Here is a 20709-nt window from a genome sequence, read left to right on the forward strand (position 1 = left end):
AAGTTCCCTGCCAGCCGAATATCCAGCAGGGACGCACCGCATCAGCTTCAACCTCCCTGCTGCGACAGGGCGATGGCGGCGGTCTTTCACCTCCACTCGAACAACAAGCGCCTCACGGCGCACACTCGGGCAAACACAAACGTCACGGCATGAACGTCCAGGTCCTCACCGATCCCTTCGGGCGACTGCTGTGGGCCTCACCGGCCCTGCCCGGATCGACCCACGACCTGACCGCCGCCCGCACCCACGGCATCGTCGAAGCACTCACGACGCCGACCTCAAGTGCTGGGCCGACAAGGCGTATCAAGGTGCCGGTGGTTCCATTCGAGTACCCTTCCGCGACCGCCGCCTCAAGCAGTGGCAGCGTCGGCACAACAGCACACACGCCAAGATCCGCTGCCTCGGCGAGCAGACCATGGCCACCCTCAAGGGCTGGCGCCTCCTACGAAAGCTCCGCTGCAGCACCAACCGCATCACCGCGATCGTCCAGGCCGTCCTCGTCCTTCATTACGCCTCGACGTGAGGTTGGAAAAGGCTCACTGCTTGGGCTCGGTAATGGCGTGCTCAACACAGATCCGCTCCGAGAACTGGGCCTTGGGGCCTGCTCCCAGGTCGCGACCTCATCGGGTGGGGCGCCCTTCTTCGGTTTCAGCGGCGGGGCGGTGACCTGGTCGGGGAAGTCTCTGGCCAGTCCCTGGTAGCCGGAATCGACCTTGGCCTTGACTTTGGGGTACTGGCGGAGCAGGTCTTCGATGCCTTCGGCGCACACGGCGGTGACGTCGTGCATGCGGCCGGGTCGGATCGCCCCGGCCCACAACAGCCGGCCCCTGTCGTCGCTGATGATGGTGGGCTTCTTGGTGTTCTGCTTCTTCTTGCCCGAGACGAACGCCCGGCGTCCGGGGCGATTCGCCCCGGGGCGGCGGACCTGGACCTCGGTACCGTCGATACGCAGTTCAACGCCTTCGGCCGAGGCGTAGGCGAAGACGTCCGCGAGGGTACGCAGTCGTAGCTCGGGCTTACCGGGAACGGCGAAGCCCCGCGCAGCGAGCAGGGGCCGGATCTCGTGGACGGCCCGGGTGATGGTGGAGCGGTCCACGCCGTAGAACACCGCCCAAGCGGCGTGCGGCAGCTGGAAGCGCAGGATGACCAGGGTGGCGACCACCCGATCGGTGAAGACCAACTCGTGGCCCGGGCCAGCTCCAGCGGCGCGCGCCCGCTCATGGCCTCGGCGTTCGCGGAGCCGGGACTCCTCGCGGGTTGTCCACTGGCCGGCCAGCTCGGCGATCAGCTTGCCCAGGCGGCGGCGCGGGATCCCGGTGCAGATCCGATGACTCAAGGCCGTACGGGTCCATCCTGACGTCACAATCATGATCATCCCGCACTGCCGTTCGCATGTTCAGGCCGGGGTATCAGCGATCGCGCATCACATCGTGATCACTCAGCTGGGTGACTGCGGCTGCGTGAGTGAGCGAGTGGAGAGTGTGTGCCTCAGTTCATAGACGTCGACCGCGTCGGCCGCGAGAATGCGGCCGTGGAGATCACAACCGCTGTGGCGACCGATGCCGACGCCGTCGCCGAGCTGCACACGGCCAGCTGGCGAAGGGCCTACGCAACCCTCTTCCCTGCGCAGTACCTGGACGGCCCGCTGCTCGCCGAACGCCAACAGGTGTGGCGGGCGCGGCTGGCCGATCCCGTCCCGGGCGCGGCGCTGTTCTTGGCCGTGGAAACCAGCGGGCTGCTCGGCTTCGTCTACCTGGAACCGCAGCCGGACGGCCGGGTCCTGCTCGACAACCTGCATGCTCGTCCTGGCGACACCGGGCGCGGGGTGGGCAGTCGGCTTCTCGAGCATGCCTTGGCCTGGTCCACCACCGCGCACCCTGGCCAGGACGTCTACCTGGAGGTCCTGCAGGGCAACACCCGCGCGGTCGCGTTCTACGAACGCTATGGAGGACGTCGTACCGCGTCCCGTATCTGCCGCTTCGACCAAGGATTCGAGCTTCCCGAGTTCGAGTACACATGGCCCGCCACCGTCCCAGCGTCGACGCGGTCGCCAGCATGTCGCTGAGCGTGACCCCGCCGCGCCGCCGGTGAACCTCCAAAAACCTACCGCCGGGTTACTCCCTCTCTGGCGTTCGAGCTAGGAGTACTGGGCCAACCTCAATCGCGCACCACGTCGTAACCGCTGGTACGGGTGTAGCGGACCGTGGACTTCGCGCCAGCAGTAAAGAAGCGGGGTCTTCTGGACAGCCGCGGTCTTTGAGGCGGTGGCTGTCCGCAGGGCGGCGGCGGACGGTCCGGAGGCTGCTCCGATAGCGAGCAGCGCGCCAACGGCGGTAGCTGCGGCGGCTTTTATGGCAGTGCTGGAGCGCAGAACGCGCATGAGAGTGTGTCCCCCTGTATGAAATTAGGAGCGCTCCACGGTAGGAGGGGACACCCGGGAATTCCAGTGCCCTTTTCAGACAGGTCCACTTCTGGCCGGGCGTCAGAGGCGTTCGCCCACCTGGCCAGATCGGTCCGGCCGGGCCGAAGATCTCGGGTCGGGCAGGTGCTTCGGCCGAAACGCCGGGCGCGGGGGCCGGCCGACGAGCTGGCAAGCTCGCCCGCGTGAGGGGAAGTCGTACCGGAACGGGCGGCGGACTGAGGGTAGGTCTGGTCCACCGCATCGGTGCCGAGCCCTGCTTGTGCACGCAGAGGCCGTCTGGCTCCTCCGCCGGAGTGAACCCGCAGGCCAAGTCATTCTTCCTGCGCAGCGCAGCCTGTATGTCTGGTGTCGTGATCAATAACCTGATGCGTGCTGCGGCAGTCGCCGTCCTGGCTCTCTCCTCTCTGACCGTTCCCGCCTCCGCCTCCGCCTCCGCTTCCGGCAGCACCGGGACGGTCCGGGCCGAGATCGAGTGCCCGCCCGGCTACGTGTGCATCTACCCGGAGATCAACTTCGGCGGGCAGCCGTGGGTGCGACGTGCCGCGGACGGTGGCGTGAAGGACCTGCCGTCCGCGATCCGGGACCGCGGCAGCTCGGTCCGCAACAACTCCGACCGCACCGCCCGCGTCTACGAGAAGCGGAACTACAGCGGCCGCTGGGTCTGCGTGACCCGCAGCGGCGGCTCCATCCACGACCTGCGCAGCTACAACCTCAACGACCAGACCCGATCCCTGAAGATCAACAACAACGACTGCGGCTGAACATCAGCACCCACCCGTTCTGGCCGGAGCGCGGCTGGAGCCTGGTGGGCCGGGTCGAGCTGTTCCGGGCGGCCGGGAGCGGGCCGGACGGAGTGCGGGAGCTGGTCGTGCGCTGGAACGGCGAGGACTTCGTCGTAACCGGGCCTGCGGCGCAGCCCTGAGTAGTCGGGAGAAATGTCCGAGGAGGCCGCCCTGGCGGCGTGGCCGGGCTGGCTGCGGCGCTGTGGGTGTCTTTGTGATGCGATCACTCCCGCCTCGCACGAGGATCGGTGTACGGGAGGTGGCCCGGTCGCGCCCCTGTCTCCGCGCGGGGTCAGCGCGCCTTTCTTCCCGGCGCGCTGGTCCGCTTCCCGTCCATCTAGCCGCCAGGGGGGCTGGAGGTGCGTATGCCGCAGCCCTTGTGGACCGGTGCCATTTCTTTTGGCCTGGTCGGTGGGCCCTGCCGAATCCGTTGGCCGCGAGGTGATGGCGTGTCGACACCCTCGGATGCCTGCTGATCTGTTGGCGGCGACTGCGCTCTGCGTTGGCCAGTGCCGTGGGCTAAGACCTGTCCCGTAAGTGATGGTCGAGGCGGTAGGGCAGGGCAACGTCTGCAAGGCGTGGGAGGAGTCCGGTGCGAAGGCCGCCGTCGGCAAGACCATGACGATCGCCGACGGCGGCTATCCGGACACCGGGCTCGTGATGTTTCATCGGCGCCGCAAGGGCGAGGAGCTGCCTGGCTGGAAGCAGGCTCACAACAAGTCCCACAAGCAGGTCCGCGCCCGTGTTGAGCACGTCTTCGCAAACGTACGGCGGCTGAGACAGAGGATCTTTTGTCAGGCCAGGCCGAGGCGTACATACGTGAGCGGCGCAGCGACGTCGTCATCGAGACCGACCAGCAGCGTCGTCGACTTCGCCCTCAGCGCGGACCTGTTCGCCCGTGCCGACTACCGCATTGAGGTCGTCGCCCTGGCAGGACGGGCGGCAGACACCAGACAGAGCACCTTCGTCCGGCACGTCCGCGCTCTGGAGCTCGACGTGCAGACCCCGCTGCCGACCCCGGCCGTACACGGGCAGGCCTGCCGGATGGCGGCAGGCATCGTGACGGTGCAGATCCGGGTTGGCGGAGAGGAAGTCGGTGCTCACCCAGCCCTGGCGTGCCGCGGCGGTGAAGCTGATGGGAATTGCCTACTTGTACCAGTAGCGTACGCCGCCGTGATGGCTGCAGGTGCCGCGGAGGTCCCGTCCTTGCATTCGGCGGTAACTCCTGCCGGGTGCGCGCTGCCGGCCCTGCACACACCGGTCGTGTGGGGCGCGCACGCGGCCGTCGCCTCTGCCCGGACGAGCGGCGCGAGGAGTGCTGCGGCGAGGGCGACCGCGGTGAAGGTGGCGCGGATGAGTCCGCGGCGGTCAGGTGCTGTGATGGTGCCGGTCATGATGCGGTGCCTTCCTGGGGCGAACCCTTTGCCGTAGCACGGGGTTCGGTCTGGGTGGTGGGGTCGCCGCGGGGGAAGACGGCCGGGGCAGGATGTCCTGCACTCTTCCCCCGCGGCGGGTCGGACCGGGACGAGGTTGCCCGGGGTGCTCGGGCGGTTTCCCGGGACGATTCACGGTTCCGGCTCGCAGCCGCCCGGATGTCCGGTCAGGTGCCGCAGGTGTCGAGCATCTCGGACAGGGCAGCGGCCTCGGCAGGGTTGGCGGTGAGCTGGTAGTTGGCTTTCACGCTGATCCAGGCGCGGCTGTAGGTGCACCAGTACGACTGAAGCGGAGGCTTCCAGTTCCCCGGGTCCTTGTCCCCCTTGGCCCGGTTGCTGCTGGCCGACACCGCGATCAACTGTGAATGGACCAGGTCGTTCGCGAAGGCCCGGCGCTCGGGCGTCGTCCACTGCGAGGCCCCGGACCGCCAGGCTTCCTTCAACGGGACGACGTGGTCGATGTCGATACCGGAGGCGGAGGCGACCGTCTTCCCGTCGTACTCGGAGTACCAGGTGCCGCTGATGGAGCGGCACTGGTCGTCTTGGACCACGTCCTGGCCATCGCGCTGGAGTACGACCTCGCGGGTGTCGCAGGTGCCGTACTGGGTGATCCAGTGCGGGAACTTCGTCCGGGAGTACCCGGGGACATCCTCCTCGTCGGCCACAACGAGGTCCGTGAGGAGTTCGCGGGCCTTGACCGCGTCCGGCGGTTCGGGGAGTTCACGCAGGGACGGGATCTGACCGGCCGGGGTGTGGGGGCCGGCCGGGGTGGCGGTGGCCGGGGCGGCGGTCAGCCCGAGCCCTGCGAGAGCCGAAACAGCCGTGAGGACCAAGGTTCGGCGTAGATGGCGAGTCATGCCGATCATGCTCCGGCCCCGGCACGGCGAAGAATCGTTGCTGCCCGGCGGGTGTCACTCGCGCGGGTGGGAAGTCGTACCGGGAGTCGCAGTCGGGTGTTGCGACAGTGCGTCGGGACGGACTGAACCACACACACCGGGATCCGGTTCCACTCGTGGACCAAGGTCCAGCACGTCCGGTCGTCGGCGTCCGGCGCTCTGCCGGTGGGAGAGGCATATGAAGGCGGCCGGCGGTAGGTGGGCAGCGCTGACACCGGATGGAGCGACACCGAACGCATCACACTCGTCGAACTGCTCAGGGTCGCAGCGATCGACGAGTGCCTCTTCGAGAAGGTGCCGGATGTGGTCGGAGCACGGTGGGTGCTGCCGCGCCTGGTGGGTGAGGTCCGCTACGCGGCCAGGACCCCCGGCGGGACTACTGCGGTATGGCGGACATCAGCACGTGCGACAACTGGGCGGCCTGCTGGCACGGGTGGCCGAGGGCGAGCTGTGCGTGCTGATGGCCGGCGACTGCGCCGAGGACCCCGCCGAGTCCTCGGTCGCCGATGTCGCGCCCAAGGCCGAGATGTTGGACGTCCTCGGCGACATCATGAGAGTGGGCGCTGGGCAGACATTCCGGTGAGCGCCGCTGCTGCGGTGGTTCCGACGGATCCGACCACGGCGCCGAGCAGGGCTGCTAACGCTTGATCCATGCCTGGAATTCTGCCTGGCCTGCTCGTCTGGTACTGCCGGTTTTCGGCGGCCTGAGACGAACCCGAACCCGGCCCGGGTACGGACGGATGCAGCCGTCGTCGACCTCGGTGATTCAACGGGTCGGCGCAGGGTCAGGACGCGCGGGACGCCATGCTCCGGCGGCTGCGCCGCGAACTCAGTCGCCCCAGACCCAAGGGGGACCCGACTGACAGGCGCTCAGGAGCTGGCGCGCGCCAGACGGATGCAGGCGGCGGACAGGTCGACGTCCGCCACGTCGAGGTCGTCCAGGTGCAGGCCGTGCTGGGCGGCGGTGGCCGGCAGATCGTCGAGCTCTGAGCGCTTCAGTTGGCGAGTCCCGCCAACTGAAGCGCTTTCCGTCGACGGCTCGTGGGTGCGCGGCCCGTGAGCCCGCGTGTCATGCGTAGCTGAGGATCACGATCAGCGCCAGGCACTCCGCCAGGAGTTGCGCGATCAACGCCATCCGACGGACCCGTACCGCAGGCGCGACCAGCGCGACGGCACATGCCACACCGCCCACGCCGACGCCCCACACGAACAGCCCGCCGGGCAGCGACGGGCCGCACCGCTCCCCGTACGTCAGACAGCGCCCCGCGCGCTCAGAGGAGAGGGTCAGCACACCGACCGTCAGTGCCGCGGGCACGAAGAGAACGGCGGACAGGAAGGACCAGAAGCGGCTGCTGCGGCCGCCGAAGCCAGTGCGGTCCGTGGCGCGCATCTCCTTGGTTGCGAGCGTCGGCCGGGACTCTGTTGTGTTCATGCCCCGATCAAACATCGGATGCCTGGCCAGTTGCAGCCGTCCGCGTACTCACATCGCGGATGCGAGGTACTCAACTTGTTCTTTAGCCTTTGGCGGAGCCTCAGCGACACCTGTAGGTTCTCCGCGGTGACCTTGATGGAGACGCAGGGCGAGGGCGGGGCCGGGACTGTCCAGTTCGATTCCGCGGCCGTTCCGCTTGGAGAAGAAGTCCAGGACCATAGGCAGCGCCATGGTCCACCCGCGCATGGGGTGCGTCCAGCACTGCGGACGCACAGAACGGACGGAGTCGGTCTGTGCGGCGCCCGCGCCGATGCAGGTGAGGGGGACGGGTCCGGACACGGGGACGTTCGCTTCACCCAGGCCGCCTCCGGCGCGCAGCAGGATGGCCAGCAGGGCCCGGCGGTGAACCGCCTCCAGGTCGGAGGGCAGGGCGACACCCACACCGCGCAGCCGACCGTCCGCGTGGCGGTGTCCGACGAACGGGTACAGGGCCGCGGAGCGGGGCCAGCCCCCTGTGGCCGGGGATCCGGACCGGATCGGCTATGCGTCACGCTCTCCATGAAGGGACGGGATCGATCCATGGGCGAGGCCTTACCGGTCGCTGAGCCCACGCACGAGCCGGATCCTGCGCTCGTCGGGCCGGCTGCAACCGCTGGCTTCAGTGCCTTGTCTTCATCGTCATGACATGCAGTCAAAAGTCACGGTCCTCGAATGAACGGGAGCTGCGGCTGCGTCGCGTGGGCGCGAGTGACCAGGCGATGCCGCAGGCAGGCAGCGGGGCACGAGGACCCCGGCCGTGTGCACGCCGGGACGGTGCGTCAGATCAGAGCGAGCTGGTCTACCAGCAGTTCCGTCCTCCATTCGGTCTCCTCCGGTGGTAGCCGTCCCGCCCGGGTCAGGGTCGCCAGCCTGTGCAGGCGGCAGAACACCTCGGTGAGCAGCGTTGGGGGACGCCCCCGGCGACCTCTCCGAGGCTCTCCAGCAGGGCGGCGAAGGCATCCTTCAAAGGTGCTGGGGGTGTCCTCGTGCGCGAACGCCAGGCCGCCGTTGAGCTGGAACATGGCGTCGTAGACCGCCGGGTTGCGTTCGGGGAAGTTGAGTTAGGCACGGGCGAGGGCGGTGACCCGGGCGCGCGGGCCTTCCGCGGCGGAGGCCACGGCCCGCAGCGCCGCGGCCATCTCGGCGGCTCCTTCGAGGGCGACGGCGCCGAAGCCCGTTCCGCGACCAGGTCGAGCGTCTGCTCCCTCATCGTTGTTTGCAGATTGAACACACCAGATGGCCTGGCACGCCTCCACCTCTCGGCACGCCTCTCTCTCACTTTGGAGCAGGATGGGCTTTCCGACAGGGCTGTTTGCGCCTGGCTCGAATGTATTCGGTCAATTGTTCGGGCGATCCAAGATATTCGCTGTGCGCAGGTGCGAATTTGCGATAGATGTGGGGGCCTCGCGTCGGTTCCGATACCGGCGCGCCTCAAGGGGGTTGTTCATGCCGAAGGTGCTTGATTACCGCGCATGGCGCGGACGTGCTTGGGTCGCATTGGCGACCGCGGCCATGATTTCGGCCGGCTTGCCATCTGCGGCAGCAGCCGACTCTGACAGTAGCGTTGAAGTGATCTCCTCCACGCTTCCCGCAGGTATGCCGGTTCCGTCGCTCGGTGCGCTGCAGGCTCTGGGCAGCGGATGGAAGGCCGGGCTGCCGGTACAGGAGACGGCGGCGGGCAAGCTGCCGCGTGAGGCCATCGTCCCTGCCGGTTCCGGTCTGCCGAGGGCGTCCGCGTCGTCGTTCCTCTCGGACGAGATGGCCGGCAGGATGCCGTTCGCGGCCACTTATCCGGAGCCGCCGCGGACGATGACGAAGGACGACTGCAAGAAGGGCCTTCAGGGCGGCCGGCTCTTCGCGGTCAAGTCCCGGTACGCGATGTGCACGGGGACCCAGTTCGTACAGACCTGGATGCAGCGTTGCCGGCCTGTGGGGCAGAGCTCGTTCACGCTGTGGGTGATCGACACGGTTCCGAAGAAAAACGACCGCACGATTCAGATCCGGTACTTGTTCACGGACTTCGCCAAGACCGGCACTACGCGAACGAGCGGCCTGAAGATCGACACCGACGGTGATGTGACGACGTGGCCGAAGCAAGCAGCGAGGAAGTACGGCGGGCAGGTACCGCCCACGCAGAGCTTTGACACGCTGAAGGCCAAGCCCGAGTACGTCCACACGATGCTGGTCGAGCCCGGGCAGGGCACCGGCAAGGACGACCTGGTACAGATGGCGTACGAGCCCTTTGTGAAGCTCACCTTCCCCTCCCCGTACGCCTCGCCCAACACCGGCCGTGTCAGCGTCGGTTTCCTCGCCGGCCGCTGGGACACCGCCTCCTACCTCTTCAACAAGACCGGCGGCGGAAACCCTAAGAAGAAAGGCGGCGCGGCCCTGCCGGTCGTGCCCACCCTGCCTTACAGTTCCAAGACCGGGGCTCCCGAGCGCGCAGTGGCCCAGCACCTGCAAGACGCCCACACCAAGCCCGGCGTCACCAAGCCGGTGAATACCCGCAAGGCGGTACCGGGGTTCGACCTGAAGCACACGCTGCACCGGCTCCAGAACGACGGCGACCGCGTGAAGGCCAATCGCCGCGCGGCCATCGCCACCTGCGTCAAGTACTGGGGGGCCAACTACGCCACGAGCGTTCCAGGAGTCTCGCGGGAATGCGACGAGTATCCCTTCGCCAGCACCTACGAAGGCGCAGCTCAGAGCAAGTACGACAAAGCGAAGCCGAAGGACAACTTCTCTGCCAGGCCTCTGCCCAAGGCTGACAACGGGGCCGGCGGGAGCATTCTGAAGATTTTCATGGACCGGAACCGCATTCTGGACGGGTTCAGTAGCGGGGCCGACGTCGACGCCTACGTCGTCTCGATCTCCTGATGCGCCCTGTGGGCAGAGCCCGGTGCTCTGCCCACAGGTTCTCAGGTGCCAGCCGGCCAGAACTGCACCAGGTACCGCTCCACCCCGACGGGCACGTCCACCGCCGCAAGCCTGGCAACCTCGGCCCGGCCCGAACAGGAGGCGCGGACCTTGCACAGCGTGTCGGGGCGCCCGAGCTCCACCCGGCCTTCGCCGACCCCTGACATCGTCTCAACCGACAGGTTCCCAGTAGTCGAAAAAATCTCTGCCTCGCCCTGGACTTCCCAGCGGACATCGCCGGTCACGGACGGCTCGCTGCTCCACACCTCGGCCGTCAGGACTGCCTCGTGGGTGTGCCCGGCGCTCTCGAAGTCGAGACGCTTGTCGTAGGCGGTCAAGAAAACCGCCCCTGGAGCCTCTGCCCGCTCTTCGGGGAAGGGAGCGGCGACCTCCATGTCGTCCTCCTCCTGAAGGGCGAACGCATGGAACTCCACAGACACCCGAATCTCTTCGCGCATCACCAACTCGGCCACAGAGAACTCCCGTATCTCCCGCTACCGTCACAGAAACTCTATCCGGCGGCGACGGCCGCGCTGCCATCTCCGCCTCACGCAGGACCGCGCCTGCCTGCCTGCAGACAGGCTGCGGCCTACGACCTGCAGCACCTGACCGTCACTGCTGGATACCGGGCCCGGGCTATGGGGGCGAGGCAGCGCGAGGACACGTGAGGTCTCCAGCTGGTCGAGGCCGATGAGCCCTCATGATCGCAGCAGGAAACCAGAACCTGACATCCAGTCATGTGCGCTGGTCATAGCCCCGCAGCCAACAGGCGAGACCACGTTCAGCACAGGAAAACCCGCGATGCGCCGGATCACCGTAGCCGAGGCCCGGGTGAACACATATGCAGCAGCTCACCAAGCGGCGAACCGCCGCAGCTCGTACGGTCGGACATGGGTGCCCTGACACGACGGCGCTCACGGGCGCCCCGCGGTCCCTTCCCCCCTGTGCGGTCACATGCCCGGGCGCAAACCCCTCGGGCGCGCAGCGGCGGCGCGCTGCCGTGGCCGGTCCCCGCACGCCGCTGATCTGCGGCGGGAGTACTGACCGCCTCAGCTTGTCGCGCGGTTCTGCCTATGCTGCCGCTATGGGTCTGGACATCACTCTGCTCATGGCGGACTGGGAGCAGTTGAGCGCTATACCTGTCGAGAGCCGGGTCCGCGCACTGGATGACACGACCTGGCCACCAGAGACCGACGGTGAGCACCCCCAGCGGTACGGACTGGCCGGCGGCTGGCTGTGGCCCCCGGATCGGGAGTCTGCATGGTGCGCCGAGTACGACTTTTCCACCACCACCGGCTCCTATAGCCCGCACGCCCGCGCGGGCGATGCATGGGACGACATACGGCTCCTCGTCGACGCATCCGTGCGTGAGGCGATCGATGCCTTTCTCGTCGGTCTGATCTGGGATGCGGACCCGGCCGACGATCCTGCGCTGACGGGCGGCGGAGGGTTCTTCCCGCCGGCCACCGACCGCGGGCTTGTACGCGTCCTCCTGGTGTGCCCGCCTGAGGCAGTAGCCGGCAAGGCCCGCGCCTGGAAGCGAGCGTCGTCCCACCTCGATGTGTTGCGCGAGCCGTTCGCCACCGAGTGTGAGGGCTGGGCAGGACGCCCGGACACCTTCGAGGACTTCACCGCGCTTCTGCGTGAATGGGGCGACGTGATCACAGCGGCCGCCCGCCGCAGTTGGGGACTGGTGGGTCTGCCCTAGCGGTCCGGGACAGGAACGGTTGAACAACCCCGTCTGACGCCGCATCGGCACCCGCACGATACTCACCAGGCCCTGAGTAGCGGACGTGCGGGTATAGGCGTAATGCGCTTTCGAGCAGTACCCAAGCGCACTAGTACTGCAACGGTGTTTGCTGTGACGGGTAGGCAGGTCGATCGTTGGTGTTGTCATGGGTGGGGATCTTGCTGAGGTCAGGTCGTGGGCCGGTGAGTTGGGTGCGGTGCAAGGGCGGTTTCTTCACCGATTCGGCAGATCGGAGCCTCGTGAGTCAGCTCTTGCCTATATGCGGGGACTCGTAGCCCCGTTGCAGCGGAAGAACGGCTGGACGCTGGCCGAAGAAGCCGGCCACGCAGGTCCGGACCGCATCCACCGGCTGTTGAACCGGATCGAGTGGGACGCCGACGAGGTTCTGGACGATGTGCGTGACTACGTGGTCGAGCATCTCGGCGATCCTGGTGCGGTGCTGATCGTGGACGACACCGGCTTCCTGAAGAAGGGCACCGGTTCGGCCGGGGTGCAACGGCAGTACTCCGGCACCGCGGGCCGCACGGAGAACTGCCAGGTCGGTGTCTTCCTCGCCTATGCGGCCCCGCTCGGACGAACGCTGATCGACCGCCGTCTGTATCTGCCTGCCTCCTGGACGGACGACCGAGAGCGGTGCCGCCGGGCCGGCATTGACGACGAGGTCGGCTTCGCGACGAAGGTGGCGATGGCCAAGGTGATGGTCCGCCGCGCGATCGCCGGCAAGATCCCGTTCCGCTGGGTGACCGCAGATGCCGGCTACGGCTACAGCAAGGGCTGGCGCTCTGAGCTGGAACAGGCGGACGTCTTCCACGTCATGGCCACCACCCGCCACGACACGGTCGTCACCCGCTGGGCCATCGACCACCCCGTGAGCGATCTATTTCCCGCCCTGCCCCGGCAGAAATGGAAACGCCGCTCGTGCGGCCAGGGCTCCCACGGGCCCCGCGTCTATGACTGGGCACGCGTCGAAGTCCGCCCCTGGCACCGGCCCGACCGCCGGCATTGGGTGATCGCCCGTCGCAGCGTTGCCCGTCCCCAAGAGCTCTCCTACTACATCGCCTACGGCCCGGCCGACGCCACCCTGGACGAGCTGATCCACATCGCCGGGAGCCGCTGGGCGATCGAGGAATGCTTCCAGACCGCGAAGCAGGAGTGCGGCCTGGACGACTACCAGGTCCGCCGCTACCCCGGCTGGCACCGCCACATCACCCTGGCCATGGCCGCCCACGCCTGCCTCACCGTCCTGCGGGCCCGCCAGCTCGACACCGGGAAAGCAGAAACGGATCCTCCCAGCTCATCCACCTCAGCCTCGCCGAGATCAGACGCCTGATCCACCGCCTCACCAACCGACGGCACGCACCCGTCGACCACATCCTGCACTGGTCGACCTGGCGCCGAAAACGACAACACCAAGCCCGAACCAGCCACTACAAACAACGAGGCCACGCCCCACCGACTGACCACCCGTCACGACAAACACCGTTGCAGTACTAGGTTGTAAATGGTTGCCGCCGCACCCGGAGCCACGGGGGTCTTCCGGGGGAAATGCGGTGGTCAGGAAGGACCGGAATGACTGAACGGTCCATTGCGGGCGGTCACGCCTGCGCCTACCGCCGGATGGGCGCCGATCCGGTACGGGGTCTATGGAAGCTCAGAAGGCTGACGGACCGCGAACGGGAAGTGTTCCTTCTGGTGGGCACGGGTGCAGGAAACCGGCATCTTGCGCGGGAGCTGGGGATTACGGAGCGCACAGTGAAGGCGCATATTGCGCGGATCGTGGAGAAGCTGGAGCAGCAGACGCGGCTTCAGGTTGCGGTGCTGGCTGTGCTTGCCCACGAGCAGCTGTGCTCTGATCTGCGGTGCGAGTGCCGTGAGACTGGTGTCCCACCGGGGTTCTCGGTGACGGCGGCTGCCTGATGAGGGTGTCCGTGCCCGTGCGGAACGGGTACGGACACCGCTGTGTCAGTACTGTCAGTAGTGCTCTTCCCGGTAGACGCCGTCGGCGTCGACACTGCGGCCCCAGTCACCAAAGCTCGTGTTCGCCAGCTCCAGGTTGACGAGGAGGGATCCGGCGGCTGCGAGCGTGATCCTGAACGGATCGTCGTCTTCGTCGGGGAGGTTGTTCACGGCCAGCAGCGGGAAGTCTGCGGAGGTCAGGGTTCGCTCGTCGGCGATGAGGACGAGCGTGCTGTTGGGCCAGTCCTCGTCATCTCGCCCGATCCGTGCCTGGATCTGATTTGCCGTGATGCCCGCGTGGGCGGGGTTGTCGATGACGGTGATCGGCTTGTAGTGCTCCGAGGCTTCTTCGAGGGCCTGGAGCAGGCGTGCCCACTCGTCTGGTTGCTCGAAAGATGTCCGCACCAGGAGCGGGCCGGCGGACTCCTCGATCGTGGGGGAGGGCGGCTCGGGCTCGGCTCCCGTACGTTCGCCGGGGATGATCTGGATGAGGAAGCGGGGCTTCTTGCCGTCCGACGACCGGTCACTGGCATGTACGCGGATCAGGTAGGGGCCGGCTCCCGCGGTGGCGAGATTCTCTTTGCGTAGTGGCTCGTATCCGCTGTCGCACAGGGCGAGGAAGCCGGTCGTGGAGATCACGGTGATCTCTTCGACCTCGTCCCAGCCGCTTTCGGTTCCCGGGTCGTCTCCGGTGTAGAGGGTGACGATGGGGTTCTCCAGGGCGTTTCCGGCGTCAATGTGCAGCCAGTCCTTTTCGGCCGCCAGGAACCCGCGTCCGCGCGGCTGCTTGCCGGCGTCGGGGTCCATGATGGCCAGGTCGCCCCATTCCTTCATCTTGAGCGGCCGGGTGCGGCCGTCGAGGAGCGGCCAGTTGGAACGCTGCATGGAGAACCCCCATCGTGCTTACTGTGCCTTCCGGTTACGTCCTGGAAGGGTAGACGGGACCTGTGGCAGGCGCGTTGCGCGTTCTACTTGATGTTGACGTAGTAGCCGTCGCCGTTGAGGACGCGCTGGGCCTTGTAGAAGCCGCCGAGGCGGGCTCCGGCGCTGCGGTTGTCACCGGCGGAGATGATGCGGGTGCTGCCGCGGGCCGGGTTGCCGCCCTCCTTGCTCGCGGCGAACGGGTACTCGTCGCAGTCGTACTTCGTGGGGTCGGGGTTGTGCACCTTCGCGCACATGGCCTTGCGGTGGGCGTTGATGGTCTTCTCGTCGGTGATGCGGTGCAGCGGGGTGGCGGCGCCCGGGTGACCGGTGATCTTGCGCTGGGCATCGAGGATGTGGTTGGCGGACTGCTTCACCTTCGCATCGCTGCGGGAGAGGGAGAAGACCGGGGAGTAGGACGGGAAGACGCAGCCAGGGTTCTTGGTGCGCTTCTTGGGACCCCAGAACGTGTCCCTCCCCTCGTAGCGTGGAGTCCGTGATTGCAGGGGAAGTTGAGGTTCATGGGAACCGACAAGCGGACGTACGACGCCGAGTTCCGTGAGGGTGCTGTACGCATCGTGATCGAGACGGGGAAGCCGATCCCGCAGGTCGCTGAGGAGCTCGGTGTCCATCCGGGCACGCTGCACAGCTGGGTCTCGCGGTGGCGCCGCAACGGGTCGGCATCGTCCGACCGGCCCGCGGCCGCGGAGAGTGGCGGGCGGGTGCGGGAGAGCGAGCGCGCGGAACTGGAGCGGCTGCGGCGGGAGATGGGCGAGAAGAACAAGCGCATCCGGGAGCTGGAGATGGAGCGTGATGTCTTCAAGCGATGCATGGCCCTCTGGGTGAAATGACCGAGTCCGATCCCGCGGCACTGGCCGCGTTCATCGGTAACCAGAGGGCCGAGCACCACGTCCCGCACCGCCTGGCCTGCCGGGTTCTTGGGGTGTCGGAGTCCTGGTTCTACAAGTGGCGCGGCAAGCCCATGACAACCCGCGAGGTCCGGCGCGGGAAGCTGGCCGAGGCCATCAAGCAGATCTTCGAGGGCTCGGGCGGCACCTATGGCTCACCGAAGGTCTGGATCAGGCTCCTGCGGGAAGGATGGCGCGTCTCGGTGAACACCGTCGCCAAGATCATGGCCGAGCTCGGCCTGGCCGGACGCAAGATCCGTCGGCGCCGCGGGCTGACCAGGCCCGGCAAACGGGCCGCGGCTCCGGACTTCGTGCGCCGGGACTTCACCGCGGACGCACCCGACCAGGTGTGGGCCGGCGACATGACGGAGATCGTCACCGGTGAGGGCAAGCTGTATCTGGCCACCGTGATCGATCTGTTCTCGCGGCGCCTGCTCGGCTATGCGATGGGCGAACGACACGACGCCGAGCTCGTCGTCGCGTCCATGAACATGGCTGCCGCCACCCGCGGTGGCGACGTGAAGGGCGTGCTCTTCCACTCGGATCGCGGCAGCGAATATGTGTCCCGGCGGTTCAAGCGCGCCTGCCGGCGCCTGGGCGTGACGCAGTCCATGGGCCGGGTCGGGTCATGTTTCGACAACGCCGTCAGCGAGGCGTTCAACAGCGTGCTCAAGGTTGAGTACGTCTACCGGCACACCTTCGCTACCCGGGCCGAGGCCCGGCTGAGGATCGCCGCCTGGATCACCGGCTTCTACAACACCCACCGACTACACAGCGTGTGCTGATACCACAGCCCGATCGACTACGAACACGACCACCGAGCCAACTCCGCCTTGGGGCTGGCCGCATAGAAGATCTCCACAGAACGAGGGGATTGACAACAGCGCGCTGATCAGGATCAACCAGATCCAGCGTGGCTGGGCCAACTACTTCAAGCACGCGGTCGCCAAGCACACCCTGTCGCGCCTTGCCACCTTCGTCTGGTGGAGGGTCGTGCACTGGGTGATGCACCGCAACCGCATGACGTGGAAGGCCATCCGGCGATGGCTCCACACTCCGCAAGGATGGGGAGCGATCCGCTTGGACGGGATCGAACTGTTCAACCTCGCCACGGTGCCGGTCACCCGCTACCGCTACCGAGGCAACAGCATCCCAACACCCTGGCCGGAACTCTGACCGAGCCGATCCTAACGGCATGATCTCGTGGAGAGCCCGGTGCGGTGAAAGTCGCACGCCGGGTTCGGCGGGCGGGTCCGGGAAACGGTCCTGGAGCGATCCAGGAACCGCGCCCGGGCCCGACCCGACAATCTGGCCGAAGCAGTCGAACGCGTCGTGGGCCGGCACCGCGCCGTACTGCGAGAACGCCTCACGTCCTACGACGACCGGACCGAAGACGGCCAGACTCAGGAGAACCCAGGCCGCGCGGAGCTGGACATCCATGGACGGCCGCGGCCTCTGGTCGCCCGCACTCGTGAACGCCACCAACAGGTCCACGAACGCATCGAACGCGGCGACAGCCTCCGTGCCATCGCACGCGATCTCCACCTCAGCCGCGGCACGGTCGACCGCTTCGCACGGGCCGCCGACGTCACGGAACTCCTCTTTGCCGCCACCCACCGCCCCACGCTGATCGACGATTACCGCCTCTACTTGCACCACCGCTGGATGGAGGGCTGCACCAACGCCTCCGCTCTTGCCCGGGAGATCCAGCAGCTCGGCTATCGCGGCGACGTCAACACCGTCCGCCGGCACTTGAAGCCTTACCGCCACGGAACGATCCCACAAACCGCCCCCTTGCCTCACATGACCGTCCGTCGGGTCACCGGCTGGATCATGAGACGCCCCGAGCACCTCACGGACACCGAGCGCAAATGCCTCACCGAACTGTGCGAGCACAGTCCTGCGCTGGCCACGACCACCACATACGCTCGCCGTCTGGCACTCATGGTGCGCGAACGACGCAGCGAACACCTGGCCCTCGATGTCTGGATCGCCGACGTCCGCCTCGACGGCCAACACGAACTCCGCACCCTGGCCAACGGCATACGACGCGACCACGCAGCTGTCCAGGCTGCCCTCACCACCACCTACACATCGGGAGCAGTCGAAGGAAACGTCACCAGGATCAAGCTGCTGAAGAGACAGATGTACGGCCGAGCCAACTTCGATCTCCTACGACGCCGCATCCTGCTCTCACCGTGATCAACCAGCCGCCGCCACCCCCAAAATAGCGACAGAGCCCGGAAAGTGGACCAGAACCGCAACTCGTGAACAAAGCCATGTGGCCGAAGGGCTGCTTACGCAAACGGGAACGAGGGCGCACTCGGCCTGGACATCCCGGACGGCGACGAAGACCTGCGGGACGTCGTCGAGGCCGACGCCGAGCAGGTCTTCACCGACTGGCGCTTCCGCCGAAGCCGGCCGAACGGAGCGCACGAGCTCACCGACTGGTACATCGAGGCCGTCGTCGAGGTTGTCCGAGCGAAGGCCGAGTTCCGGGCGCCCGCGCTCGACCCGGGCGAGGCGCAGGCGGCGCGGGACCGTGATCGCGGCCAGCGCCTCGCGGACCTCGGGGTCGACCTCGGCGAGCGCGGCGGTCAGGGTGCCGATGGCGACCAGGGCGTTGTCGGCGGCGGTCGCGCTTCGGGCGTGCCCGGTTGTGGCGTCCGCGAGCTCGAACGCCACGGTGGTGCCCATGACGACGGCGCAGTGGCGGGCGCGGGCTGCCTCCAGGGCGCCGAAGTCGACGACGTCAGGATCGCCGGGCAGCCTCTCCTGGGCGATCTGCAGGAGCCAGACCAGGTCCACGGTCAGGTTCACGCGGCCTGGTCCCCGGCGGCGGGGTGGGGGCCGAAGTGCTCGGCGAAGCCGAGGGCGTGCTCGGTGACGAACTGCTCGGCGCCGGCAAGGAACCGGGCGCGGGTCACGTCGTCGGTGAGCATCCGCGCCGCGTACTCCTCGGCCGGGACGCGGCTGTCGGCCGCGAGCGCCTGGAGCTGCTCGTAGACCTCGTCGGTGCGTGGTGCAGGGCGAGCGCGTGCCGGAAGCCTGCGGAGACGGTCTCGCGGGTCTTCACCGGACCGGCGGGCTCGTTGCGCGGCCGGGGGGGCGGGCAGCGGAGACCGGTGTGTCGGAAGGGCGCCGGGGCGGCGGCCGGTACGCCGACCCGGGCTTCGTACGCTCCGCGTGGTTCCCGTGGCTGTTCACGACTATGCAGGGCGTCGCCTACAGCTCCCCGTGAAGCAGGAGAAACCTCAGCGCGGCGCCCTGCCATGACCGGAGCACGCCTCCCTGGCCAAGAGGGCAGGGAATCCGGCCCCGGACGGCACCGGATGCTGCCCGCGGGTCTGCCCTGACGATCATGCCGGTCACTCCGGAGCGCAGGGCAGATTGTGTGCCGTCGACGGCCGCCCTGCGGAGGCTACGAGCGTCCGACTTCGTTGCCTCGCCTCATTCGACAAGGAGTAGCGGTACAGCCGACCGGTTCGGCACGAACGGTTTCGCACCCACCTGTGCCGTGCCCGGCGAACGATCGACTCGTTCCGGTGCCGACCAGATCCCGATGGGCCCGCAGATCGTCCGGCCGATACGCCTGAACCCCAACGATCAGCACAGGAGTCCACCGATGCTCAACGGTCTGTCCGAGATCCCGGCCAAGCGCGCCGCCGCCCTGCTCGCACTCGGCGCTGGGTTGGCCGTCGCCACCGCCGTGGCCGTCACCCCGGCACCCGAGACGACGACGGAGGCGCTCTGCCGTGCCGTCGCCGTGTACCCGGCCGAGGTCGCCCCGCAGCAGGCGGGCGAACTGTTCGTCACGCCCACCTGCCGCTGACCCGTCCACGGCGGTGCGCCGTGGACGGTGAGCCCCCGGCACAGCGGGCCGTACATCGCCCCGACGGAGCGTGTACGGCCCGCATCCGACCACCCATCTCCCAGGAGACGATCCCGTGCAGCCCACCCTCACCGAGCAGCGCCTGATCGGCCTGGCCCGGACACTGACCCACGTCCGGGAGCACAGCCCCTTCTACCGCGGACTGATCTCAGCCGGGGAGATCGGCCCCGCCGACGCTCCGGCCCTTCTGCGCGCGCTGCCCCGGCTCGACCCGCACAGTTGGGCGTCGAACCGCGCGCGGTTGCGCACTACCTCTCCCGGCAGCGTCGTCACCGGATTCACGAACGGTACGTCCGGTGTCCCCAAGGCGTTCTGCTCGACCGAGACGGAGCGGGCGGCCCTGAGAGCGAGCCGAAGGGACGACGGCCGTCGCCGACTGCACCTGGCGGGCGTCAGCCACGGTGCCGTGGTCGGGCTCGACCTCGCGGAGGAGGGCGACTTCGTCCCGCTGCTGTCGATGCGCTACGCCGACATGGCGGCCGACCTCATCGCCCACGGCGCCGCCGACGGCACGCGCATACGCGTCCTGGTGGGCACGACACGGCACATCAAGATTCTGACCCTGCACATGCTGCGACGCTTCGGCGACCTCTCCGGCTTCGGCATCGAGACCGTCGAGATCGGACGCGACTTCCTCTCTCCCGCCTGGGAGACCCGGCTGCGGACGTGGTGGGGAGCGGACGTCGAGAACGTCTACGGCTTCTCGGAGCTCCGCATGTGCAACGCGCGCAAGTGCCGCACCTGCGCGCACCACCACTTCCCGCCCTCCTGCGTCGCGGAGGTCGTCGACCCTACCGATCCCGACCGGTACGTCCCGCTCGGCGGGCGTGGCAGCCTGCTGGTGACGGCCCTGCACCCGTACGTGGAGTTCGAACCCCGGATCCGCTACCGGCCGGGGGACATGGTCCAACTCGCCCCCCACCCCTGCCCGCAGTGGGGCGAACCCGGCTTCCTCCCCCTGGGCCGGGAAGCGCACTGCGTGACGGCCGACGAGAACGGGGGATACCTCACCCCCGCCGACTGCGTGTCCGTCCTGGCCGACCTGCCCCAGGTCGCGGTCGCCTTCGACCACCTGTACCCCGACACCGACCGACACCACTACGAGGCGGGCAACCCCCGCTTCAGACTCGTCGACAACGGCTCCGGACCCGAGGTGCACGTAGAGCTCCGTTTCGACCCGCTGGTCTGGCCGGACCGGGCCGACGGCGTCTCCGCCACGATCCGTGACGCGCTCACGGTTGACGCCCGAGTCGTCCTGTACGGCCCGGACCGACTCGACGACCCCATCCTCGTCTGACGCCCGCCGAAACGGGGCCCACCGGACGGGGGTACTGCGTCGGATGACGCGGCGGCCGGACCTTG

At 67.9% G+C, this 20709-nt stretch carries 20 protein-coding genes and 5 pseudogenes; 16 read left to right on the top strand and 9 right to left on the bottom strand.

Annotation, left to right across the window (positions count from 1 at the left end):
* Nucleotides 1-122: 122 nt before the first annotated feature.
* Nucleotides 123-523 (top strand): annotated as a pseudogene (locus tag OG842_RS43730) (transposase family protein); the annotation flags it as partial.
* Here OG842_RS43730 and OG842_RS43735 read toward each other — a convergent pair.
* Nucleotides 443-1162 carry a transposase family protein gene (locus OG842_RS43735; protein ID WP_328512777.1) on the bottom strand — a complete coding sequence of 240 codons (720 nt, stop codon included), beginning with the start codon at nucleotides 1160-1162 and terminating at the stop codon, nucleotides 443-445. The pseudogene OG842_RS43730 and the gene OG842_RS43735 sit on opposite strands and share 81 nt — an antisense overlap.
* Before the next feature lie 369 nt (nucleotides 1163-1531).
* Between OG842_RS43735 and OG842_RS43740 the strand changes: the two genes are divergently transcribed.
* The 3 genes and pseudogenes from OG842_RS43740 to OG842_RS43750 all read left to right on the top strand — a co-directional run.
* Nucleotides 1532-2065 carry a GNAT family N-acetyltransferase gene (locus tag OG842_RS43740; protein ID WP_266738424.1) on the top strand — a complete coding sequence of 178 codons (534 nt, stop codon included), beginning with the start codon at nucleotides 1532-1534 and terminating at the stop codon, nucleotides 2063-2065.
* A gap of 722 nt (nucleotides 2066-2787) precedes the next feature.
* Nucleotides 2788-3183 carry a peptidase inhibitor family I36 protein gene (locus tag OG842_RS43745; RefSeq protein ID WP_328512778.1) on the top strand — a complete coding sequence of 132 codons (396 nt, stop codon included), beginning with the start codon at nucleotides 2788-2790 and terminating at the stop codon, nucleotides 3181-3183.
* Between the two features lie 576 nt (nucleotides 3184-3759).
* Nucleotides 3760-3975 (top strand): annotated as a pseudogene (locus OG842_RS43750) (transposase family protein); the annotation flags it as partial.
* Between the two features lie 829 nt (nucleotides 3976-4804).
* On the opposite strand, the gene OG842_RS43755 reads toward OG842_RS43750, so the two are convergent.
* Nucleotides 4805-5494, bottom strand: coding sequence for an HNH endonuclease family protein (locus OG842_RS43755; protein ID WP_266738420.1), 690 nt, complete (start codon nucleotides 5492-5494; stop codon nucleotides 4805-4807).
* A 237-nt stretch (nucleotides 5495-5731) separates the two neighbouring features.
* Between OG842_RS43755 and OG842_RS43760 the strand changes: the two are divergent.
* Nucleotides 5732-5896, top strand: a pseudogene (locus tag OG842_RS43760) (ATP dependent DNA ligase); the annotation flags it as partial.
* A gap of 40 nt (nucleotides 5897-5936) precedes the next feature.
* Nucleotides 5937-6116, top strand: coding sequence for a hypothetical protein (locus OG842_RS43765; RefSeq protein ID WP_266738419.1), 180 nt, complete (start codon nucleotides 5937-5939; stop codon nucleotides 6114-6116).
* A gap of 486 nt (nucleotides 6117-6602) precedes the next feature.
* Here the strand turns inward: OG842_RS43765 and OG842_RS43770 are convergent, their stop codons facing one another.
* Together OG842_RS43770 and OG842_RS43775 are read right to left on the bottom strand one after the other, a co-directional pair.
* Nucleotides 6603-6965: a hypothetical protein gene (locus tag OG842_RS43770; RefSeq protein ID WP_266738417.1), complete on the bottom strand. Its 363-nt coding sequence runs from the start codon at nucleotides 6963-6965 to the stop codon at nucleotides 6603-6605.
* An 818-nt stretch (nucleotides 6966-7783) separates the two neighbouring features.
* Nucleotides 7784-8242, bottom strand: a pseudogene (locus OG842_RS43775) (TetR-like C-terminal domain-containing protein).
* 208 nt (nucleotides 8243-8450) lie between these two features.
* Between OG842_RS43775 and OG842_RS43780 the strand changes: the two are divergent.
* Nucleotides 8451-9881, top strand: coding sequence for a NucA/NucB deoxyribonuclease domain-containing protein (locus OG842_RS43780; RefSeq protein WP_266738415.1), 1431 nt, complete (start codon nucleotides 8451-8453; stop codon nucleotides 9879-9881).
* A 41-nt stretch (nucleotides 9882-9922) separates the two neighbouring features.
* Here OG842_RS43780 and OG842_RS43785 read toward each other — a convergent pair whose 3' ends face one another.
* A complete protein-coding gene (locus tag OG842_RS43785; RefSeq protein WP_328512779.1) occupies nucleotides 9923-10393 on the bottom strand; it encodes a hypothetical protein in 471 nt (156 codons plus the stop codon).
* 611 nt (nucleotides 10394-11004) lie between these two features.
* Here OG842_RS43785 and OG842_RS43790 point away from each other — a divergent pair.
* From OG842_RS43790 to OG842_RS43800, 3 genes are all read left to right on the top strand, one after another.
* Nucleotides 11005-11628: a hypothetical protein gene (locus tag OG842_RS43790; protein WP_266738411.1), complete on the top strand. Its 624-nt coding sequence runs from the start codon at nucleotides 11005-11007 to the stop codon at nucleotides 11626-11628.
* Nucleotides 11629-11815: 187 nt separating this feature from the next.
* Entirely contained in the window at nucleotides 11816-13000 is a 1185-nt protein-coding gene (locus tag OG842_RS43795; RefSeq protein ID WP_266738409.1) for an IS701 family transposase, read from the top strand.
* A 239-nt stretch (nucleotides 13001-13239) separates the two neighbouring features.
* Nucleotides 13240-13587, top strand: a complete 348-nt coding sequence (locus OG842_RS43800) for a response regulator transcription factor (RefSeq protein ID WP_328512780.1) — start codon at nucleotides 13240-13242, stop codon at nucleotides 13585-13587.
* Between the two features lie 54 nt (nucleotides 13588-13641).
* Here OG842_RS43800 and OG842_RS43805 read toward each other — a convergent pair whose 3' ends face one another.
* Nucleotides 13642-14511 (bottom strand): DUF6924 domain-containing protein, encoded by an 870-nt coding sequence (locus OG842_RS43805; RefSeq protein WP_266738407.1) that lies wholly within the window; start codon nucleotides 14509-14511, stop codon nucleotides 13642-13644.
* Nucleotides 14512-14594: 83 nt separating this feature from the next.
* Complete coding sequence (locus OG842_RS43810; RefSeq protein ID WP_266738405.1) at nucleotides 14595-14924, bottom strand: NucA/NucB deoxyribonuclease domain-containing protein; 330 nt, start codon at nucleotides 14922-14924, stop codon at nucleotides 14595-14597.
* A 144-nt stretch (nucleotides 14925-15068) separates the two neighbouring features.
* Between OG842_RS43810 and OG842_RS43815 the strand changes: the two genes are divergently transcribed.
* The 4 genes and pseudogenes from OG842_RS43815 to OG842_RS45570 all read left to right on the top strand — a co-directional run bounded on the left by OG842_RS43815 (nucleotide 15069) and on the right by OG842_RS45570 (nucleotide 17657).
* Nucleotides 15069-15398, top strand: a complete 330-nt coding sequence (locus OG842_RS43815; RefSeq protein WP_266693273.1) for a transposase — start codon at nucleotides 15069-15071, stop codon at nucleotides 15396-15398.
* A complete protein-coding gene (locus tag OG842_RS43820; RefSeq protein WP_266738365.1) occupies nucleotides 15395-16240 on the top strand; it encodes an IS3 family transposase in 846 nt (281 codons plus the stop codon). The genes OG842_RS43815 and OG842_RS43820 overlap by 4 nt, the downstream gene beginning before the upstream one ends.
* A gap of 121 nt (nucleotides 16241-16361) precedes the next feature.
* Nucleotides 16362-16481, top strand: a pseudogene (locus OG842_RS43825) (group II intron maturase-specific domain-containing protein); the annotation flags it as partial.
* A 777-nt stretch (nucleotides 16482-17258) separates the two neighbouring features.
* A complete protein-coding gene (locus OG842_RS45570) occupies nucleotides 17259-17657 on the top strand; it encodes a transposase (RefSeq protein WP_401879051.1) in 399 nt (132 codons plus the stop codon).
* Here OG842_RS45570 and OG842_RS43835 read toward each other — a convergent pair whose 3' ends face one another.
* Together OG842_RS43835 and OG842_RS43840 are read right to left on the bottom strand one after the other, a co-directional pair.
* Complete coding sequence (locus tag OG842_RS43835) at nucleotides 17658-18275, bottom strand: hypothetical protein (protein ID WP_266738401.1); 618 nt, start codon at nucleotides 18273-18275, stop codon at nucleotides 17658-17660.
* Nucleotides 18272-18397 carry a hypothetical protein gene (locus tag OG842_RS43840; protein ID WP_266738399.1) on the bottom strand — a complete coding sequence of 42 codons (126 nt, stop codon included), beginning with the start codon at nucleotides 18395-18397 and terminating at the stop codon, nucleotides 18272-18274. Before OG842_RS43840 ends, OG842_RS43835 begins: the two co-directional genes overlap by 4 nt.
* 683 nt (nucleotides 18398-19080) lie before the next feature.
* Between OG842_RS43840 and OG842_RS43845 the strand changes: the two genes are divergently transcribed.
* Both OG842_RS43845 and OG842_RS43850 read left to right on the top strand, forming a co-directional pair.
* Nucleotides 19081-19287, top strand: a complete 207-nt coding sequence (locus tag OG842_RS43845) for a hypothetical protein (protein WP_266738398.1) — start codon at nucleotides 19081-19083, stop codon at nucleotides 19285-19287.
* A 115-nt stretch (nucleotides 19288-19402) separates the two neighbouring features.
* Nucleotides 19403-20644: a hypothetical protein gene (locus OG842_RS43850; protein ID WP_266738397.1), complete on the top strand. Its 1242-nt coding sequence runs from the start codon at nucleotides 19403-19405 to the stop codon at nucleotides 20642-20644.
* The last annotated feature ends 65 nt before the right edge of the window (nucleotides 20645-20709 follow it).

The sequence above is a fragment of the Streptomyces sp. NBC_00376 genome, assembly GCF_036077095.1.
Lineage (GTDB): Bacteria > Actinomycetota > Actinomycetes > Streptomycetales > Streptomycetaceae > Streptomyces.

Bases quoted from the DNA above. Each gene is read 5' to 3' on its own strand.
- OG842_RS43755 (WP_266738420.1), bottom strand. From the start codon at position 5,494: ATGACTCGCCATCTACGCCGAACCTTGGTCCTCACGGCTGTTTCGGCT.
- OG842_RS43815 (WP_266693273.1), top strand. From the start codon at position 15,069: ATGGGAACCGACAAGCGGACGTACGACGCCGAGTTCCGTGAGGGTGCT.
- OG842_RS43805 (WP_266738407.1), bottom strand. From the start codon at position 14,511: ATGCAGCGTTCCAACTGGCCGCTCCTCGACGGCCGCACCCGGCCGCTC.
- OG842_RS43770 (WP_266738417.1), bottom strand. From the start codon at position 6,965: ATGAACACAACAGAGTCCCGGCCGACGCTCGCAACCAAGGAGATGCGC.
- OG842_RS43845 (WP_266738398.1), top strand. From the start codon at position 19,081: ATGCTCAACGGTCTGTCCGAGATCCCGGCCAAGCGCGCCGCCGCCCTG.
- OG842_RS43745 (WP_328512778.1), top strand. From the start codon at position 2,788: ATGCGTGCTGCGGCAGTCGCCGTCCTGGCTCTCTCCTCTCTGACCGTT.
- OG842_RS45570 (WP_401879051.1), top strand. From the start codon at position 17,259: ATGACCGTCCGTCGGGTCACCGGCTGGATCATGAGACGCCCCGAGCAC.
- OG842_RS43780 (WP_266738415.1), top strand. From the start codon at position 8,451: ATGCCGAAGGTGCTTGATTACCGCGCATGGCGCGGACGTGCTTGGGTC.
- OG842_RS43800 (WP_328512780.1), top strand. From the start codon at position 13,240: ATGACTGAACGGTCCATTGCGGGCGGTCACGCCTGCGCCTACCGCCGG.
- OG842_RS43840 (WP_266738399.1), bottom strand. From the start codon at position 18,397: ATGCTCACCGACGACGTGACCCGCGCCCGGTTCCTTGCCGGCGCCGAG.
- OG842_RS43820 (WP_266738365.1), top strand. From the start codon at position 15,395: ATGACCGAGTCCGATCCCGCGGCACTGGCCGCGTTCATCGGTAACCAG.
- OG842_RS43790 (WP_266738411.1), top strand. From the start codon at position 11,005: ATGGGTCTGGACATCACTCTGCTCATGGCGGACTGGGAGCAGTTGAGC.
- OG842_RS43795 (WP_266738409.1), top strand. From the start codon at position 11,816: ATGGGTGGGGATCTTGCTGAGGTCAGGTCGTGGGCCGGTGAGTTGGGT.